Below are 17653 nucleotides of genomic sequence, written 5' to 3'. Positions count from 1 at the left end.
CGCCTGGCGTCGGTGCACGCCGGGCGAGGTGCGGGCCCGACCCGTAGGCTTCGGTGCACGTCGGCCAGGCACTGCACGGAGGTTCGTCATGTCCCAGAGCACGCCTTCCCCGGATCCCCACGGCCACCGCGGCGCGGAGATCGAGGTGCCCCACCTCGAGGCCGACGAGACGGTCCCGCCGCGCCCCGAGGAGGAGCTCGCCGACGCGGTGCGCTCGGACGAGCGACCGCAGGGCTGAGATCAGCCGCGGATGGGCGGCTTGGCCTCGTCGCTCTCGGTCGGCGGGATGTCCGGGTAGGGCGCTGTCGCGGGAGACACCGGGCTCGAGCCGCTCGGCGCCTGCGCCTGGTCCGGCGCGAGACCCGCGGCGTCCCCGCTGCTCGGCTCCGCCCCGGAGTCGAGCTCGGAGCGCCGGGTCTGCAGCACCTGGACCACGGGCAGCCGGTTCGCGTGCGCACGCTCGTAGTCGAGCAGGGCGTCGATCTGGTCGCCCGTGAGCGAGCGGATCCGGTGCCCGAGGCCGGTCACCGGCAGGTGGTCGTAGTCCGGGATGGGCAGCTGGTCGCGGCTGTGGTCGGCCATGTCGGGCTCCTTCCGTCGTCCTGAGCCTTCGACCCTAGGTCGATCGGGCTCGGGGCGCAGGGGAGCGGTCGGCCGGTGCGGTCAGGTCCCGGCGGTCTCGCCACGCCGGCGGACCTGCTCGACGTCCCAGGCGCGCTTGAGCTGGACCAGGCCGGCGACGGTGACGACGGCACCGATGGCGACCATCACCCAGGTCAGCGCGATGGCGGTGCCGTCGGCAATGACCGAGTACTGGTACGCCGCGACGGCGATCCCGACGACGACCATGAGGGCGGGGGACCACCACCAGCGCCGGTCGAGCGGGACGTTGCCGGCCCACGTGCGCTCCTCGCCGTCACCCTGCGGACGGCGGTCGGGGGACGTCTCGTCGGGGGAGGGACGCGCATCAGGCATGGCCCCAGGGTCTCACGGCCCGCCTGGGCCCACGGAATCGAACGCCTGTACGACCGTCGTGCCACGGAGCGTCGCGCCAGGGGAGAGCCACCGAGCGGGCATCATGGCGTCGTGGTCACGATCCGAGCCCTGGACGAGGACGACTGGGAGCGCCTGCGCGAGGTCCGGCTCGCGGCGCTGCGCGAGTCGCCCGACGTGTTCGGCTCCTCCCTGGCGCGCGAGGAGGGGTTCCGCGAGCCGCACTGGCGGATGCGACTGCGCGGGAGCCCGTGGTGGCTCGCGTCCCGCGGGCAGGACGACGTCGGGCTCGTGTCCCTGATCCAGGAGCCGGGGGCACCCGCGGACCAGCGGCACGTGGTCGCGCTCTGGGTCGCACCCGGCGCACGACGCCTCGGCGTCGCGTCGGCACTCGTCGAGGCCGTGGTCCAGCACGCGGCCGACGACGGCGCGGCCGGGGTCACGCTGTGGCTCGTCGAGGACAACGACACCGCCGCGGCCCTGTACCGCGCGCACGGGTTCGTGCCGACGGGCGAGCGCATGGCCCTGGTGCGTGACCCGTCACGACTGGAGGAGCGGTGGCGTCGTGAGCTCACGGGGTCGCTCCAGGCGTAATGACATAATGTCCATTATCGGCTTACGTCAACGCTGACCTGGGACCGACGAGGACCGACCGTCGGGCATGATCGACGGATGACGGCACACACCGCCACCGAGCGCGTCAGCACGGGGTTCGAGGGCCTCGACGCGGTGGTCGACGGGTTGCGCATCGGCGACAACGTCGTGTGGCAGGTCGACGACGTCGCCGACTACCGGACCGTCGCCCGCGCGTTCGCGGCGCGCGCCGTCGCCGACGGGCGGCGCGTCGTCTACGTGCGGTTCGGAGGGCACGCACGCCTGATCGACGACGTCCCGGGAGTCGTCACCGTCGAGATCACCCCCGACCAGGGCTTCGAGGGTGTTGCGCTCACCGTCCACGAGCTCGTGACACGCGAGGGCACGGGCGTCTTCTACGTGTTCGACAGCCTGACCGAGCTGCTCCCGCTGTGGTTCTCGGACCTGATGATCGCGAACTTCTTCGCAGTCACCTGCCCGTACCTGTTCCGCCTCGACACCGTGGCGTACTTCGCCCTCGAGCGCGGAACCCACACGCCCCGCACGGTCGCCCGGATCCGCGAGACCACGCAGGTGCTGCTCGACCTGTACCGCGTCGACGACGAGGTCTACGTGCACCCGCTCAAGGCCTGGCGGCGGTACTCGCCGACCATGTTCTTCCCGCACCGCGTGCGCGGCGACCAGGCGCAGCCGGTGACGTCGAGCGTCGAGGTCGCCCGCCTGTTCTCGCGCGTACCTCGCCAGGGCGACCGTGCCGACCCCTGGCACGTCGCGTTCGACCGCGCCCGTGACGCGCTCGACCTGCCTACGCGCGAGCAGCTGCCCGTCGCGGCAGAGCTCGTGCGGATGCTGCTGGGCGGCTCCGAGCGGATGGTGCGGCTCGCCGAGCGGTACGTGTCGCTCGCCGAGCTCCTCCTGGTGGGCGCACGCACGCTCGGCACCGGCCGGATCGGCGGCAAGAGCGCGGGCATGCTGGTGGCGCGAGCCGTCATCGAGCACCACGGCGACCCGGAGGTGCTCGCATCGCTCGAGCCTCACGACTCGTTCTACGTGGGCTCGGACGTCTTCTACACGTACCTCGTCGAGAACGGGTGGTGGCTGCTGCGCGCCGAGCAGCGCACCGCGGGCGGCTACTACGCGCGCGCGGCAGAGCTGCGCGAGCGGGTGCAGCACGGCCAGTTCCCGGCCGAGGTGCGTGAGCAGTTCGTCGAGATGCTCGAGTACTTCGGCCAGTCCCCCGTCATCGTGCGCTCGAGCTCGCTGCTCGAGGACGACTTCGGCAACGCCTTCGCCGGCAAGTACGACAGCGTGTTCTGCGTCAACCAGGGCGACCCCGCCGAGCGCCTCGCGGCGTTCGAGGACGCGGTGCGCACCGTCTACGCGAGCGCGTTCAGCGAGGAGGCCCTGAGGTACCGCGCGGCCCGCGGGCTGCACGAGCACGACGAGCAGATGGCGGTCCTGGTCCAGCGCGTCTCGGGTGACCGGCACGGCGACGCGTTCTTCCCGCACGCGGCGGGCGTCGCCGTCTCGCAGAACCTGTACCTGTGGGATCCGTCCATCGACGCCGGTGCGGGCATGATGCGCGTCGTCCTGGGCCTCGGCACGCGCGCGGTCGACCGCACCTCCGCGGACTACGCGCGCATCGTCTGCCTCGACGACCCGACGCGGCTCCCGCCCACGGCGTACGGCGACGCCGCGCGGTTCGCGCAGCGCCGCGTCGACCTGCTCAGCCTGAGCGAGAACGAGTGGACCAGCCGGCGGTGCTCCGAGGTGCTCCCGACGCTCGGCACCGACGCGGCTCTGCTCGCCGGTCCCGACGTCGCGGGCGAGCGCCTCGCGGCCGACGAGGGACGCCCCACGGCTCTCCCCCACCTCGTCGACCTGCACGGCCTGCTGACCCGCACCGAGCTCCCGGCGACCGTGCGCAGGACGCTCGACCTCCTCGAACAGGCGTACGAGCACCCGGTGGACGTCGAGTTCACCGTGAACCTCGCACCCGACGCGACCGTCCGCATCAACGTCGTCCAGTGCCGACCGCTGCAGACCCGCGGCCCCGGCTCGCCTGTCGTGATGCCGCGTGCCGACGCGGCCACCCGGCTGCTCCAGGCCACGGGCGGGTTCATGGGAGGCAACGTGCGGATCCCCGTCGAGCGCGTCGTCCTGGTACGGCCCGATGCGTACCTCGCGCTGCCCGAGCAGGGCAAGCACGCGGTCGCTCGCGCCGTCGGGCGCCTCAACCGCGTGGTGGCGTCCGAGCACTCGACGCTCCTGATCGGCCCCGGCCGCTGGGGTACGACGACGCCTGCCCTCGGCGTCCCCGCGCGGTTCTCCGAGCTGAGCCGGGTGGCGGCGCTGGTGGAGGTCGCCGCGCCCGAGGCGGGGATCGACCCCGAGCTCTCCTACGGCAGCCACTTCTTCCAGGACCTCGTCGAGCAGGGCATCTTCTACGTCGCGCTGCACGACGGCCGGCGCGGTGCACAGATCAGCCCCGAGCGGGTGACGGAGCTCGAGAACCTGCTCGCGCAGGTGCTGCCCGACGACGCGCCGCTGGGTCCCGCGCTGCACGTAGCGGCGCCCCGCGGGTGGTGGCTCGCATCGGACATCGCGAGCCAGGCGGTGGTCTGCGGCCCGGCGTGATGCGCCCCACGGGCTCCCGGGGCAGCCTGGGGACCAGGTGCTGATGCGATCCGGCGACCGGAGGGCTGATCATGTGGTTCGACTCCTGGGGCGACCTGCTCCGCGTGCTGCTCGTCGGGGCGGCCGCCTACGCCTGGGTGGTGCTCGTGCTGCGCGTCAGCGGCAAGCGCACGCTCGCGAAGCTGAACGCGTTCGACCTGGTGGTGACGGTCGCCCTGGGGTCGACCCTCGCGACGATCCTGCTCAGTGCTGACGTCAGCTGGTCCGAGGGGGCGCTCGCGCTCGCGCTGCTCGTCGCGCTCCAGGCGGTCGTCTCCTGGGTGACGGTGCACCTGCGCGCGGGGCGTGCCCTCGTGACGGCCTCGCCCACCGTGCTGCTCGAGGACGGTGTGATGCAGCAGGACGAGATGCGACGCCGCCGCGTCACGCCGTCGGAGGTCCGTCAGGCCGTGCGCGCCACCGGCGTGGGCGGGCTCGACCAGGTCGCGGCGGTCGTCCTCGAGACCGACGGCACGATGTCCGTGATCACGCGGGAGCAGCGGGGTGACGGCTCGGCGCTCGCGCTCTGACCCGGCGCCGTCCGTGGGTCGACGGGAGCGCGCCGAGGATCGCGGACACGAGGCACACGGCGCCCGCGCCTGCGGCGAGGGCCGTCGGCGGGACGATGTCACGCAGGCCCCCGACGAGCGCGGAGCCGACCGCCTGCCCGGCACCGAGGGCGATGAACAGCAATGACGTCCCCGCTCCCCCGGCCTCGGGTCGAACGTCTCGCGCCCACAGGATCAGGGCCCCCGAGAGCGCCATGTACGCGGCTCCGAAGACGGCCATCGCGGCGTGCGCGAGCACGACGCCCGTGGTCGCGAGGGCGGCGCCGAGGCCGCCCGTGGCGAGCGCGAGCACGGCGGCCGTGAGCACCCACCCACGCCGCAGGCCGGCCCGGTCGACGAGGGCTCCGGTGAGGACCCCGAGCAGGCCGCCCGCGCCCAGACCGATCCACAGGCCGCCGGAGTCGTCGGGCGCGACCACCCCGCCCTCGGCCAGGAGCAGCGGGCCGAACGTCCAGACGAACGCGGAGCCCACGCCTGCCACGACGGCAGCCATGACGGGGACCGAGAGGGACGCGACGAGCCCCTGCACGGACGGTCCCTCGGCGCCGGGCACGCGACCGGTCGGAGCGCGGCCACGCACGGCGAGGACCCACGCGCCCGTCCCTGCCGCGGCGCAGCACGCGGCCATCACGACCCACGCGACGCCCGCACGCGTCGCCACTGATGCGACGGCCCCGGCACCGATGACACCCACCGCGGTGCCCGTGTTCACGACCGACTGCGTCAGGGCCCGCCTCGCCGAGGGCACGAACCCGTCCACGACCCGCACGAGCGCAGGCGACGCGAACCCCGCACCGGCGCCCGCCACGAGCACCGCGCCGACGAAGGTCGCGCCGTCCTGCGCAGCTGCGATGCCGAGGCATCCGGTGGTCGCGGTCCCACCCGCGAGGAGGACGCCGAGACGCGGGTTCCGGTCGACCCATCCCGCGGCCGTCGCGGCGGCGACGCCGTACGACACGTACTGCCCGGCAGCTGCGATCCCGATCGCTCCCGCGAGCCCCGGTCGCTCGGCGACCAGCACGGGCGCGAGGAGCCCCACGCCGAACCGGGCCATCCCGTAGGTGGTGGCGATGAGCAGCATCCCCGCCACTCCCATGAGCGGCCACGCCAGGGTGCGCCCCTCCTTCTCCTTCGCGGCCACGACACCACCTCCGAACTGTAACGAGCGTTATGCACAACGGTCGTTACAGTAGACGCATGGTCCGAGGTGCGCCCACCCAGCAGAGGATCCTCGACGCCGCAGAACGTCTCTTCTTCGGCGACGGCATCGCCGTGACGGGGATGGATGCGCTCGCGGCGGAGGCCGGCGTCTCCGTGGTGACGATCTACCACCACTTCGGTTCGAAGGACGGGGTGCTCCAGGCCGTCCTCACGCGTCGCCTCACGGCGTGGACGACAGCGTGGGACACGGCGATCGCGCGTGCGGCGACGCCCGAGGATCGGCTGCTCGCGGTCTTCGACGCGATCGAGACCTTCCGATCCGCGAACGGTCGCACGCAGTGGTGCTGCTTCCTCTCCACGGTCTCGGAGCGTCCGTCACCGACGGGTGCCGACCCCGACCCCGTGCACGCCCTGGTGCGCCAGGACACCGCCGAGCTCGTCGGCAGGCTCGGGTCGCTCGCCGAGGCGGCGGACCTCACCGATCCCCGCGCCACGGCTGCGACGCTGCTGGTGATCTACAACGGCGTGCTGAGCAGCCTCCTGCGCGGCGAGCCCGAGGACCCCTTCCAGGCCGCGCGGGTGGCGGCCCGCCTGGTCGTCTCCGCCGCCCGACGGCCCGGGTGAGGCGTGCTCTCAGGCACCCACGTACGTGGCGAGGTGCTCACCCGTGAGGGTCGACCGCTCCGCGACCAGCTGGGCGGGCGTGCCCTCGAACACGACCTTCCCGCCGTCGTGACCAGCGCCCGGCCCCAGGTCGATGATCCAGTCCGCATGCGCCATCACGGCCTGGTGGTGCTCGATCACCACGACGGTGGTGCCGCCGTCGACGAGCCTGTCGAGCAGCCCGAGCAGCTGCTCGACGTCTGCGAGGTGCAGACCCGTGGTCGGCTCGTCCAGGACGTAGACGCCGCCCTTCTCCCCCATCTGGGTCGCGAGCTTGAGCCGCTGGCGCTCGCCCCCCGACAGGGTCGTGAGCGGCTGGCCGAGCGTGAGGTAGCCGAGGCCGACGTCGGCGAGACGGTCGAGGATCTTGTGCGCCGCCGGCGTCCGGGCCTCGCCCGCACCGAAGAACTCCTCGGCCTGGGTGACCGACATCTCGAGCACCTCCGCGATGCTGCGACCCGCGAGGAGGTAGTCGAGCACCTCGGCCTTGAAGCGTCGACCGTCGCACTCCTCGCAGGTCGTGGCAACGGTCTCCATCACACCGAGCTCGGTGTAGATGACACCTGCCCCGTTGCACGTGGGGCACGCGCCCTCGGAGTTGGCGCTGAACAGCGCGGGCTTGACCCCGTTGGCCTTCGCGAAGGCCTTGCGCACCGGCTCGAGCAGTCCCGTGTAGGTCGCAGGGTTCGAGCGGCGCGACCCACGGATCGCGCCCTGGTCGATCACGACGACGTCCTCGCGACGCGCGAGGTTGCCGTGGATCAGCGAGCTCTTGCCCGAGCCGGCGACGCCCGTGACCACCGTCAGGACGCCGGTCGGGACGTCGACGTCGACGTCCTGGAGGTTGTTCTGCCGCGCCCCGCGGATCTCGAGGGCACCCGTGCGCTCGCGCACCTCGTCCTTGAGCCGCGCGGTGTCGTCGAGATGCCTCCCGGTGAGCGTCCCGCTCGTGCGCAGGCCGTCGACCGGGCCCTCGTAGCCCACCGACCCGCCCGCCGACCCGGCGCCGGGCCCGAGGTCGACGACGTGGTCGGCGATCGCGATCGTCTCGGGCTTGTGCTCGACGACGAGCACCGTGTTCCCCTTGTCGCGCAGCCGTAGCAGGAGTGCGTTCATGCGCTGGATGTCGTGCGGGTGCAGGCCGATCGTGGGCTCGTCGAAGACGTAGGTGACGTCGGTGAGCGCCGAGCCCAGGTGCCGGATCATCTTGGTGCGCTGCGCCTCGCCGCCCGAGAGCGTGCCGGCGGGCCGGTCGAGGCTGAGGTAGCCGAGCCCGATCTCCACGAACGAGTCGAGCGTGTCGGCCAGGGTGCCCACCAGCGGGGCGACGCTGCGGTCGTCGATCCCCCGCACCCACGTCGCCAGGTCGCTGATCTGCATCGCGCACACGTCGGCGATGCTCAGGCCGCGGATCTTCGACGAGCGCGCGGCCTCGCTGAGCCGCGTGCCCGCGCACTCGGGGCACGTCGTGAACGTGACCGCGCGGTCGACGAACGCCCGCACGTGGGGCTGCATCGCCTCGCGGTCCTTGGAGAGGATCGACTTGCGGATCTTGGGGATCAGCCCTTCGTACGTGAGGTTGATGCCCTCGACCTTGATCTTGACCGGCTCCTTGTGCAGCAGGTCGTCGAGCTCGCGGCGCGAGTAGTCCTTGATCGGCTTGTCGGGGTCGAAGAAGCCGCTCCCGGCGAAGATGCGTCCGTACCAGCCGTCCGCGCTGTACCCGGGGATGCGGAACGGCCCCTCGCTCAGCGACTTGCTCGCGTCGTAGAGCTCGTCCAGGTCGAGGTCGGTCACGTTGCCCGTGCCCTGGCAGCGCGGGCACATCCCGCCCGTGATCGAGAACTCCCGGCGCTCCTTGACGGTGCGACCCTCGCTCTCGAAGGTCACCGCCCCCGCACCGCTCACCGACGCGACGTTGAACGAGAACGCCTGCGGCGACCCGACGTGCGGCTCGCCGAGCCGGCTGAACAGGATCCGCAGGAGCGCGTTGGCGTCCGTGGCCGTCCCGACCGTCGACCTGGGGTTCGCGCCCATGCGCTCCTGGTCCACGATGATCGCCGTCGTCAGGCCCTCGAGGAGGTCGACGTCGGGCCTCGCCTGGGTGGGCATGAAGCCCTGGAGGAACGCGCTGTAGGTCTCGTTGATCATGCGCCGCGACTCCGCGGCGATGGTGCCGAACACCAGGGAGCTCTTGCCCGAGCCCGAGACCCCGGTGAAGACCGTGAGCCGACGCTTCGGGAGCTCGACGTCCACTCCGGTCAGGTTGTTCTCGCGCGCGCCATGCACCCGGATCACGTCGTGCGCGTCCGCCGGGTGCGTCGTCGTCCGCTGCGTCCGCTCGGCCTGCGTCGTCATCGTGCCTCTCCCTGCCGCAGCCGCGGCGTCGTCGGCCTGCTCAGGCCCGCTGCTGGATCCGGACCATGTTCCCCGCCGGGTCGCGGAACGCGCAGTCGCGCACCCCGTAGTCCTGGTCCGTCGGCTCCTGCACCACCTCGACGTCGGCCGACTGGACCTGGTCGAACGTAGCGTCGACGTCCGACGTCGCGAGGATCACGCTCGCGAAGGTGCCCTTGGCCATCATCTCGGTGATCGTCTGCTGCTCGTCGGCGGTGACCCCCGGGTCGGCGCCCAGGGGGTAGAGCACGATCGAGGTGCCGCTGCCGCCCGGCGGGCCGACGGTGATCCAGCGCATGCCGGCGTAGCCGACGTCGTTGCGGACCTCCAGGCCGAGCACGTCGCGGTAGAACGCGAGCGAGGCCTCGGGGTCCAGCTGCGGAAGGAACGCGTGCTGCACGGTGATGTCCATGCCGGTCACGCTAGGTACGGACGTGCCGCGGAGGCTTCTCGATTCCTGACCGGTCGCGTGACCTTCTTCGCCACGCACGGCGGGAGACCGACGTCGGCCGCGGCCGTCGCGCGCCGGTAGGCGCCCGGCGACATGCCGACGAGCTCGGTGAACCGCGTCGTGAACGTGCCGAGGGACCCGCAGCCGACGGCGAGGCACACCTCGGTCACGCTCAGGTCGCCGCGGCGGAGCAGCGTCATCGCGCGCTCGATCCGGCGGGTCATCAGGTACCGGTAGGGCGACTCGCCGTAGGCGGCACGGAACCGACGGCTCAGGTGCCCTGCGGACATGTGGACCCCGCGCGCGAGCGCCTCGACGTCCAGGGGCTGCGCGTACTCACGGTCGATCCGGTCCCGCACCTGCCGCAGCCGCGCGAGCTCGCGCAGGCGTTCGGGCTCACGAGCGGCCATCCACCCGATGCTGCCACAGGCGCACCTCGCTCCACCACGTCCGTGAGCGGTCCGGGACGAGCGCCCGCTGCCCGGGGACGAAGCGGTGGGTGTCGGCCCCGTGCGGCATGCTCAAGGCATGGACGACGCACGCCCCTCCCCCGAGCTCGACGAGCTGATCGCCACCGTGACCGGCCAGGTCGAGCGCCTGACCCTCGACCGCTTCGACCACGACGACGCCTGGCTGCTGGGTACGTCGCTGGTGGAGCTCGCGCGCTCGCGGGGCCTGCCCGTGGTGGTCGACGTGCGACGGCCCGACCACGTGCTGTTCCACGCGTCGCTCGCGGGCACCGTGCCGGACAACGACACGTGGGTCGAGCGGAAGTCCCGCGCGACCCTGCGCTTCGGGGCGCCCTCGTTCCTCCTGGGGCTGCGAGCACGGGCTCGGGGCACCACGTTCGCGGCACAGACGGGGCTCCCCGAGCAGGAGTACGCCGCCCACGGCGGCTCGTTCCCCCTCGTGGTGCGTCATGTCGGGGTCATCGGCGCGGTGACCGTGTCCGGCTTGCCGCAGGCCGACGACCACGCGCTCGTGGTCGAAGCCCTCGAGGCCTTCGTCGCCGGGCGGCGGCCCTGAGCACCGTCCCGCCCTCGGACCGCGAGCTGCTGCGCCGCATCTGGGCGCTGCTCGCGCCCTACCGGGGCTCGCTCGTGCTCGTCGCCGTCACCATCGTGGTGGGTGCTGCTCTCGGGATCGCGATCCCGTTCCTGACGCAGGCGGTCTTCGACCGCGCACTGTTCCCCGCGGACGGTGGAGGCGTCGACCTCGCGCTGCTCGGCTGGCTCGTGGGCGCCATGGTCGTGGTCCCCCTGCTGAGCGCCGCCGTCGGGATCGGCCAGACGTACCTGACCACGCGCGTGGGCAACCGGGCCATGGCCGAGCTGCGCGGGCGGCTGTTCGAGCACCTCGAGCGCATGGAGCTCGCCTTCTTCACGGCGACGCGCACCGGCTCGATCCAGTCGCGGCTCGCGAACGACGTGGGTGGTGTGCGATCGGTGCTCACCACCACGGCGTCGTCGATCCTGTCGAACTCGGTCACGGTGATCGCCTCGCTCGTGGCGATGGTGCTGCTGTCGTGGCAGCTGACCCTCATCTCGCTCGCGCTCATGCCCGTGTTCCTGGTGCTGCAGCGCCGCGTGGGTGCGCGTCGGCAGGTGCTCGCGCGCCGGACGCAGGAGTCGCTCTCGGACATGACGGCGATCACGGAGGAGGCGCTCAGCGTCTCCGGCGTGCTCCTCGCGAAGGTCTTCAACCGTGCCGACGCCGAGGTCGAGCGGTACCGGGCCGAGAACGAGCGGCAGGTCGACCTCCAGGTGCGTCAGGCGATGGCCGGACAGGGCTTCTTCGGCGTGGTCACCGCGTTCATGGCCATCACCCCGGCGCTCGTCTACCTCGCGGCCGGCTGGATGATCACCGGGGGCGCCGACGTGACCGCGGGGACGCTCGTGGCGTTCTCGACCCTGCAGGCGCGCCTGCTGATGCCACTGGTGTCGCTGATGCGCGTGGCCCTCGACGTCACCACCTCGCTCGCCCTGTTCCGACGCATCTTCGAGTACCTCGACCTCACGCCCGCGATCCGCGACGCCCCGGCTGCCCATGTCCTCCCGCCCGGCGCCGTGCGCGGCGAGATCGAGCTGCGCGACGTCTGGTTCTCGTACCCGCCTCCCCCACGGCTCGTCGCCCCGCTGCCACCGCCCGCCCCGCGCGGTGGCCAGCGCGGGGGGTTCGCGGGGTACGTCGCACCGGGTGGGCACGTGGGCGCCACGGCCGTGCGCGTCCCCCGCGAGGCCCCGTCCCCGGCGGACGACGGCCCGATGCCCGAGCCCGGCTCACGTGATCGCGCCTGGGCCGTGCGAGGGGTCAGCCTGCGCATCGAGGCCGGGCAGCTCGCGGCGTTCGTCGGCCCCTCGGGAGCGGGCAAGACGACGCTCAGCTACCTCGTCCCGCGGTTGTACGAGGTCGACCGCGGTGCCGTGCTGATCGACGGGCACGACGTACGTGACCTCGCGCTGTCGTCGGTCGCCGAGGCCGTCGGCATGGTCACGCAGGACCCGTACCTCTTCCACGCCAGCATCGCCGACAACCTGCGCTACGCCCGTCCCGGCGCGAGCGACGACGAGCTCGCGGACGCCGCGCGCGCGGCGAACATCCACGACCGCATCATGGCGTTCCCCGAGGGCTACGCGACCACCGTCGGCGAACGCGGGTACCGCCTGTCGGGCGGCGAGAAGCAACGCCTGGCGATCGCCCGGGTGCTCCTGAAGGACCCGCGCGTGCTGATCCTCGACGAGGCGACCTCGGCCCTCGACAGCGCCTCGGAGAGGCTCGTGCACGAGGCACTGACCCGCCTGATGTCCCACCGGACCACGATCGCGATCGCGCACCGGCTGTCGACCATCCGGCACGCGGACGTGATCTTCGTCGTCGACGACGGCCAGGTCGTCGAGCACGGGACGCACACCGAGCTGCTCGAGGCCGACGGTCTCTACGCGCGGCTGCACGCCGAGCAGTTCGGCGGCGGTCGCGTCGAGGCGCGGTTCGCCGACGGCGTGATGTTCACCGACGGTGTGGTGCTCGCGCAGCAGGCGGACCGCCCACGCGCGTGACGTGGGCAGCCGGACCGGGAGCGTACCGCCGCTCGAGTTGCGGGCACCGCGGCGGGGCGGGACCGTGGTCAGCGCAGGAACGGGCGCATCGACCGCAGGCCTGGCGGTTCCCGGGACACGTTCACCGGACCTTCACGCGCGGCCGGAACACCCGTCCCGGCGCGCACGTTGATCCGGGAGACGCGGCCCGCACACCCCTCGCGGGGACGCGACCACGACACCGAGACCACGGCGAGCTCGACCCGCGCGGAGCACCGCACGGCTCGTCCCAGCGGAAGGAACGGAGGCCGCACCATGGCTGACCGATCACTGCGCGGCATGCGCATCGGCGCGAACAGCCTCGAGTCCGACGAGGGCGTCGAGTTCGCGCCGCGGTTCCAGGCGCACTACGACTGCCCGGACGGGCACACGATCATCCTGCCGTTCTCGGCCGAGGCCGACGTGCCGCCGGTGTGGGAGTGCCGCTGCGGCAAGGAGGCGCTCCTGCGTGACGCGACCCGTCCCGAGCCCAAGGCGACCAAGCCCCCGCGGACGCACTGGGACATGCTTCTCGAGCGTCGCACCGTGAGCGAGCTCGAGGACCTTCTCGCCGAGCGGCTCGAGCTGCTCCGCGCGGGCAAGCTGCGCCGGTCTGCCTGAGGCGCTCGCCCCACCACGCGAACCGGCCCCGAGCAGGCCCACACATCACCGCGCGTCGCCCCGGCGGCGCGCGGTGAGTCGTCTCCAGGTCTCCTGACCTCCCCACAGGGTCGTCCGCACGAAGGCCTCCGCGACGATGCGTCGGCTCATCTTCGACCGCCCGGCATGGCGCTCGACGAACCGGATCGGCACCTCGGCGACCCTGCCGCCCTCGCGCACCACGCGCCAAGCCATGTCCACCTGGAAGCAGTACCCCTGGGAAGCCACCTCGTCGAGCGCGAGCCTGCGCAGCGTCGCCGCCCGGTAGGCACGGAAGCCTGCCGTCGCGTCGTGGACGGGCATGCGCAGCAGCAGCCGCGTGTACGTGTTGCCGGCGCGGGACAGCAGCTCCCGTCGCCGCGGCCAGTTCTCCACGCTGCCGCCCGGCACCCATCTCGAGCCGATGACGAGGTCCGGCCCCGCGTCGTCGCCGAGGGCGTCGAGGAGGCGACCGAGCTCCTCCGGCCGGTGCGAGCCGTCGGCATCCATCTCGACGACCACGTCGTAGCCCTGGTCCAGCGCCCAGCGGAAGCCCGCGACGTAGGCAGGACCGAGCCCCTGCTTGCCGCCGCGGTGCAGCACGTGCACGGACGGGTCACGCGCGGCGATCTCCTCCGCGAGACGCCCCGTGCCGTCCGGGCTCGCGTCGTCGACGACGAGCACGTCGGCCTGCGGCACCGCCGTGCGCAACCGACCGAGCGTGCCCGGGAGCGTGTCCGCCTCGTCGTAGGTGGGCACCACCACGACGACCCGTGGCTCGCTCACCACTCCCCCGGCCCCGGACGGTCCGCGCGGCGCACGCGCGCCGCCCCCGCCATGCCGGCGAGCAGCACGACCACGGCGAGCCCGCGCACCGACCAGGTCAGCGCGTCGCCCCACCGGGTGGCGGGGGTGAGCTCCGTCCGCAGGGCGAGCGACGCGACCAGCTGGTCGGGCGTGAACAGCTCCGTGCGCTCGACGACCACACCGCTCGGCGTGATGACGCCGCTGACGCCGACCGTCGAGATCTGCACCGTGGCCCGGCCGTGCTCGACCGCCCGCAGGCGCGACATCGCGAGCTGCTGGGTGGACTCGTCCGTGTGCCCGAACGTCGCGTTGTTGGTGGGGATCACGAGCACCTCGGCCCCCGCGAGCACCGAGTCGCGCACGATGTCGTCGTAGGCCACCTCGAAGCAGATGCCGACACCCAGGCCCACCGAGCGCTCGAGGCGTGGCACCTCGACCTCGAGGAGACCCACCTCCGTGCCGGGAACCATGTCGGTGCGCACGCGGTCCACCGCGTCCGAGAACATGCGCGCGACGTCACGCATCGGCACGTACTCGGCGAACGGAGCCGGGTGCTGCTTGGAGTAGGTCGCACCCGGCCCGTCCTCGGGGTCCCACAGCAGGGCGTCGTTGAGGCGACCGCCGCTGTCCGGGTAGCTCTGCGTCCCGACGAGGATCGGCGCCCCCACGGCTCGGGCGGCCTCACCGATGGCGTCGGCCGCGTCGGCGTCGACGCGCGGGTCGATGTCCGAGCCGTTCTCGGGCCACAGGACGACGTCGAGCTCGCCCGGGTCGACCTGGTCCAGCAGCGCGTGGGTACCCGCGACGTGGTTGTCGAGGACCTCGCGGGCCTGGGCGAAGGCGTCGAGCCCGCGATCCGGCACATTTCCCTGCACCGCCCCGACCTCGAGCCGTCCCGCCTGGGCGCGCGTGTCGAGCGGGATCAGGAAGGCTCCGCCGAGCACCAGCACCGCGACCAGCACGTATGCGCTCATCTGGCCGAGGTCGACGCGACGGAGGGCGAGGAGCGCGAGTGCGAGGAGCGCCCCGACGAGCGCGACCGCGAACGAGACCAGCGGCACGCCACCGAGCCACGCGAGCCGCAGCAGCGGCGAGTCGCCCTGGGAGAACGCGAGCCTGCCCCACGGGAAGCCGCCGAAGGGCAGGACGGACCGGGCCTCCTCCGCGGCGGTCCAGAGCAGCGCGAAGGCGGGGACCTGGAACCGCGCCGCACGCCAGATCACCGCACCGCGGCGCGCCCACGCCCACGCCGACCCGAGGAGCGCGACGAAGAGCGCCTCCGCGAGCGACAGCGCGAGCCACGGGACCCAGCCGACGGCGTACTGGGCCCACGTGATGTGCGGCAGGAAGAAGGCGAGCCCGTAGACCAGTCCCACGAGGAAGTTCCAGCGTGCGCTGTCGCGACCGAACGCGATCACGAGGAGTGCGACGCCGAGAAAGGCGGCGGGCCACCACCCCAGACCAGGGAAGGCCGCGTCGGTGAGCAGGCCTCCCACGAGGGCCAGGACGAGCGTCGTGAGGCGGCGGGGGGCTGCGAACGGCACCGGCCAAGACTAGCCGTCGCGACGGCACCGACCGACTGGCCCGCGTGTCCTTCGGACCGGACGACGCACGCCCGAAGGGGCATCGTCCGTTGTCTACTGAACACGCGGGCCCAGCCGGTGCCCTCGACCCGTGCCGGCGGGTGCGCGACGCCCCCGGAGAGACGCCGCCCGGTCGCGTGACCCAGGGAGGAACGAGACGAACCTATCGACTCACCAGGCTGCGTCAAGGCTGCGAAAGCGCAGGTCAGAGCCGTTTGTGCAGGTCACTGAACATTCGGCTGTTCGGGTGACTTCACCCGCTCCCGGCGTGTCGCCCCGGCGTGTCGGGAACACCCGCGCGTCGACCTCTCAGCTCAGGTCGTCGTGGACGACCTCACCCGCCCGTAGCGTGCGCAGGCACGTCGGACGAGCCACGTCGTCACCGAGCACCGGGAGCAGGGGCGTCCCCGCGCGCGCGTCGGTGCTCCAGGCAGCCAGCCGACCGTCGGGGGCCTGGACGGCGAGCTCGTCGGCGCGCCAGATCGCGAGGTCGGCGGGCGCGCCGAGCCGGATCTCGCCCGCACCCGTGTGGTCGAGGCGCGCCGCGCGCCACCCTCCGCGCGTGTGCGCGCGGAAGGCCGCCCGAGCGGAGATCCGTTGACTCGGCTCGTGGTGCTGGAGGCACGCGAGGACCGCACCCCACGGGTCGAACGGCGTCACCGGGGAGTCGGACCCGAGCGCGAGCGGGACCCCTGCCCCGGCCAGGTCGGCGAACGGGTTCATCGCCGCGGCACGGACCGGGCCCAGGCGCGCCGCATACATGCCGTCGGCGCCACCCCAGGCCGCGTCGAAGCCGGGCTGCACGCTCGCCATCAGGCCGAGCAGGACCATCGCGCTCAGGGCGGGCGCGTCGATCATCTCGGCGTGCTCGATGCGATGACCTGCCGCCCTGACCGCTCCGACACCGTCCACGTCGCTCGCGGCGCGGAAGCCGAGCAGCACCTCGTCCATCGCGTGGTCGCCGATCACGTGGAAGGCCGCCTGGACACCGGCACGCGTGACCGCCGTGACGTGGTTGGTGACCTCCTCGGCGGTGAGCTGGAGCGAGCCCCGCAGCGACTCCGGCACGATCCCCGGCCCACCGACCAGGTCGCTGTACGGCGCCCGGAGCGCGGCGGTGCGCGAGCCGATCGAGCCGTCGACGTTGAGGTCTCCCCCGATCCCCGCGAGCCCGGGTACGGCCGACAGCAGGGCGCGCGCGTCCTCGACGGTCTCGCACAGCTCGGCGCGGTACCCCACCACCCCCGGCAGGCCTGACGACGGCTCGGCCGTCAGCGCGAGGAGGTGCGCGAGGCCTTCGCGGCTGTCGGTGTGCGGGTGACTGTGCTCGTGCACCGAGACGATGCCCGCAGCAGCGGCCGCCCCCAGCGACGCCCGCACGAGGCGCTCGCGTCGCTCGTCGGACACCTCGCGAACGGCGTCACGTGCGCGGTGGTGGGCGGCACCCGTGACGAGCCCGTCCGCGCCCCAGCCCGCGAGCGGCACCAACCCTGCGACCTCGGCGAACGAGCTCGACACCACGGCGGAGTGCATGTCCACCCGCGCGAGGTAGACCGGGGCCCCACCGGTCGCCCGGTCGAGCTCGTCGCGGCTCGGGGCGCGCCGCTCGGGCCACGCGGTCTCGTCCCAGCCGTAGCCGACCAGCGGGCCCACGTGCCCGTCGCGCCGCGCAGCCGCGGCGCCGCGCGCCACCCGGTCGAGGCAGTCGGCCAGGGACGCGGCGTCGGCGAGGTCGAGCGCCTCGAGGGCGAGGCCCGTCTCGAGCACGTGCACGTGCGCGTCGACGAACGCGGGTGCCACCAGGGCACCGTCGAGGTCCACGACCTCGACGTCCCCCGAGCCGGCGAGCAGCGAGTCCACCGAGTCCTCGGCACCGAGCCAGGCGACCTGGCCGTCCGCGACGAGCAGGGCCTCCGCGAACGGGTCGCTGCGCGAGTGGACGACGGCGTTGCGGTACAGGGTGGGACGCACGGGGCGACGGTAGCGCAGGCCCGCGACACGGACGGCGCCGCGCCGCGGGCACCCGATCCCGTGGGCGAGGCGCGG

At 73.1% G+C, this 17653-nt stretch carries 17 protein-coding genes; 8 read left to right on the top strand and 9 right to left on the bottom strand.

Features of this window, described 5'->3' with window-relative positions:
* Nucleotides 1-88 precede the first annotated feature (88 nt).
* Nucleotides 89-238, top strand: coding sequence for a hypothetical protein (locus GXB85_RS17810; RefSeq protein WP_202627685.1), 150 nt, complete (start codon nucleotides 89-91; stop codon nucleotides 236-238).
* 2 nt (nucleotides 239-240) lie between these two features.
* Here GXB85_RS17810 and GXB85_RS07245 read toward each other — a convergent pair whose 3' ends face one another.
* Together GXB85_RS07245 and GXB85_RS07240 are read right to left on the bottom strand one after the other, a co-directional pair.
* Nucleotides 241-582: a hypothetical protein gene (locus GXB85_RS07245; protein ID WP_161916975.1), complete on the bottom strand. Its 342-nt coding sequence runs from the start codon at nucleotides 580-582 to the stop codon at nucleotides 241-243.
* Nucleotides 583-663: 81 nt separating this feature from the next.
* Nucleotides 664-975, bottom strand: coding sequence for a hypothetical protein (locus tag GXB85_RS07240; RefSeq protein ID WP_161916974.1), 312 nt, complete (start codon nucleotides 973-975; stop codon nucleotides 664-666).
* A gap of 111 nt (nucleotides 976-1086) precedes the next feature.
* Between GXB85_RS07240 and GXB85_RS07235 the strand changes: the two genes are divergently transcribed.
* The 3 genes from GXB85_RS07235 (at nucleotide 1087) to GXB85_RS07225 (ending at nucleotide 4793) form a co-directional block, all read left to right on the top strand.
* Nucleotides 1087-1587, top strand: a complete 501-nt coding sequence (locus GXB85_RS07235) for a GNAT family N-acetyltransferase (protein ID WP_161916973.1) — start codon at nucleotides 1087-1089, stop codon at nucleotides 1585-1587.
* Nucleotides 1588-1665: 78 nt separating this feature from the next.
* Nucleotides 1666-4224 (top strand): PEP/pyruvate-binding domain-containing protein, encoded by a 2559-nt coding sequence (locus GXB85_RS07230; protein WP_161916972.1) that lies wholly within the window; start codon nucleotides 1666-1668, stop codon nucleotides 4222-4224.
* Between the two features lie 71 nt (nucleotides 4225-4295).
* Nucleotides 4296-4793 carry a DUF421 domain-containing protein gene (locus tag GXB85_RS07225; RefSeq protein ID WP_161916971.1) on the top strand — a complete coding sequence of 166 codons (498 nt, stop codon included), beginning with the start codon at nucleotides 4296-4298 and terminating at the stop codon, nucleotides 4791-4793.
* Here the strand turns inward: GXB85_RS07225 and GXB85_RS07220 are convergent.
* Nucleotides 4750-5973, bottom strand: a complete 1224-nt coding sequence (locus GXB85_RS07220; RefSeq protein ID WP_161916970.1) for an MFS transporter — start codon at nucleotides 5971-5973, stop codon at nucleotides 4750-4752. The genes GXB85_RS07225 and GXB85_RS07220 overlap by 44 nt on opposite strands.
* A 56-nt stretch (nucleotides 5974-6029) precedes the next feature.
* Between GXB85_RS07220 and GXB85_RS07215 the strand changes: the two genes are divergently transcribed.
* The gene (locus tag GXB85_RS07215; RefSeq protein ID WP_161916969.1) at nucleotides 6030-6617 is read left to right on the top strand and encodes a TetR/AcrR family transcriptional regulator; all 588 of its coding nucleotides are present in this window, start codon (nucleotides 6030-6032) and stop codon (nucleotides 6615-6617) included.
* Nucleotides 6618-6626: 9 nt separating this feature from the next.
* Here the strand turns inward: GXB85_RS07215 and GXB85_RS07210 are convergent, their stop codons facing one another.
* The 3 genes from GXB85_RS07210 to GXB85_RS07200 are packed head-to-tail and all read right to left on the bottom strand — an operon-like array spanning nucleotide 6627 to nucleotide 9914.
* Nucleotides 6627-9014, bottom strand: coding sequence for an excinuclease ABC subunit UvrA (locus GXB85_RS07210; protein WP_161916968.1), 2388 nt, complete (start codon nucleotides 9012-9014; stop codon nucleotides 6627-6629).
* Between the two features lie 40 nt (nucleotides 9015-9054).
* Nucleotides 9055-9465 (bottom strand): VOC family protein, encoded by a 411-nt coding sequence (locus GXB85_RS07205; protein WP_161916967.1) that lies wholly within the window; start codon nucleotides 9463-9465, stop codon nucleotides 9055-9057.
* 5 nt (nucleotides 9466-9470) lie between these two features.
* On the bottom strand, nucleotides 9471-9914 hold the full coding sequence (locus GXB85_RS07200; protein WP_161916966.1) for a helix-turn-helix transcriptional regulator: 444 nt from the start codon (nucleotides 9912-9914) through the stop codon (nucleotides 9471-9473).
* Between the two features lie 118 nt (nucleotides 9915-10032).
* Here GXB85_RS07200 and GXB85_RS07195 point away from each other — a divergent pair, with 118 nt between their 5' ends.
* The 3 genes from GXB85_RS07195 (at nucleotide 10033) to GXB85_RS07185 (ending at nucleotide 13199) form a co-directional block, all read left to right on the top strand.
* Nucleotides 10033-10530, top strand: coding sequence for a heme-degrading domain-containing protein (locus tag GXB85_RS07195; RefSeq protein ID WP_161916965.1), 498 nt, complete (start codon nucleotides 10033-10035; stop codon nucleotides 10528-10530).
* A 74-nt stretch (nucleotides 10531-10604) separates the two neighbouring features.
* The gene (locus GXB85_RS07190) at nucleotides 10605-12560 is read left to right on the top strand and encodes an ABC transporter ATP-binding protein (protein WP_370524068.1); all 1956 of its coding nucleotides are present in this window, start codon (nucleotides 10605-10607) and stop codon (nucleotides 12558-12560) included.
* 294 nt (nucleotides 12561-12854) lie between these two features.
* The gene (locus GXB85_RS07185; protein ID WP_161916964.1) at nucleotides 12855-13199 is read left to right on the top strand and encodes an RNA polymerase-binding protein RbpA; all 345 of its coding nucleotides are present in this window, start codon (nucleotides 12855-12857) and stop codon (nucleotides 13197-13199) included.
* 45 nt (nucleotides 13200-13244) lie between these two features.
* Here GXB85_RS07185 and GXB85_RS07180 read toward each other — a convergent pair whose 3' ends face one another.
* The 3 genes from GXB85_RS07180 to GXB85_RS07165 all read right to left on the bottom strand — a co-directional run bounded on the left by GXB85_RS07180 (nucleotide 13245) and on the right by GXB85_RS07165 (nucleotide 17578).
* Nucleotides 13245-14003, bottom strand: a complete 759-nt coding sequence (locus GXB85_RS07180) for a polyprenol monophosphomannose synthase (protein WP_370524067.1) — start codon at nucleotides 14001-14003, stop codon at nucleotides 13245-13247.
* Entirely contained in the window at nucleotides 14000-15568 is a 1569-nt protein-coding gene (lnt, locus tag GXB85_RS07175; RefSeq protein ID WP_161916962.1) for an apolipoprotein N-acyltransferase, read from the bottom strand. The genes GXB85_RS07180 and lnt overlap by 4 nt, the downstream gene beginning before the upstream one ends.
* A 348-nt stretch (nucleotides 15569-15916) precedes the next feature.
* Nucleotides 15917-17578 carry an amidohydrolase family protein gene (locus tag GXB85_RS07165; RefSeq protein ID WP_161916960.1) on the bottom strand — a complete coding sequence of 554 codons (1662 nt, stop codon included), beginning with the start codon at nucleotides 17576-17578 and terminating at the stop codon, nucleotides 15917-15919.
* Nucleotides 17579-17653 lie beyond the last annotated feature (75 nt).

This window comes from Cellulomonas sp. APG4 (assembly GCF_009996735.1).
Classification (GTDB): Bacteria; Actinomycetota; Actinomycetes; order Actinomycetales; family Cellulomonadaceae; genus Actinotalea.
This window is presented reverse-complemented; position numbering and strand designations above follow the sequence as displayed.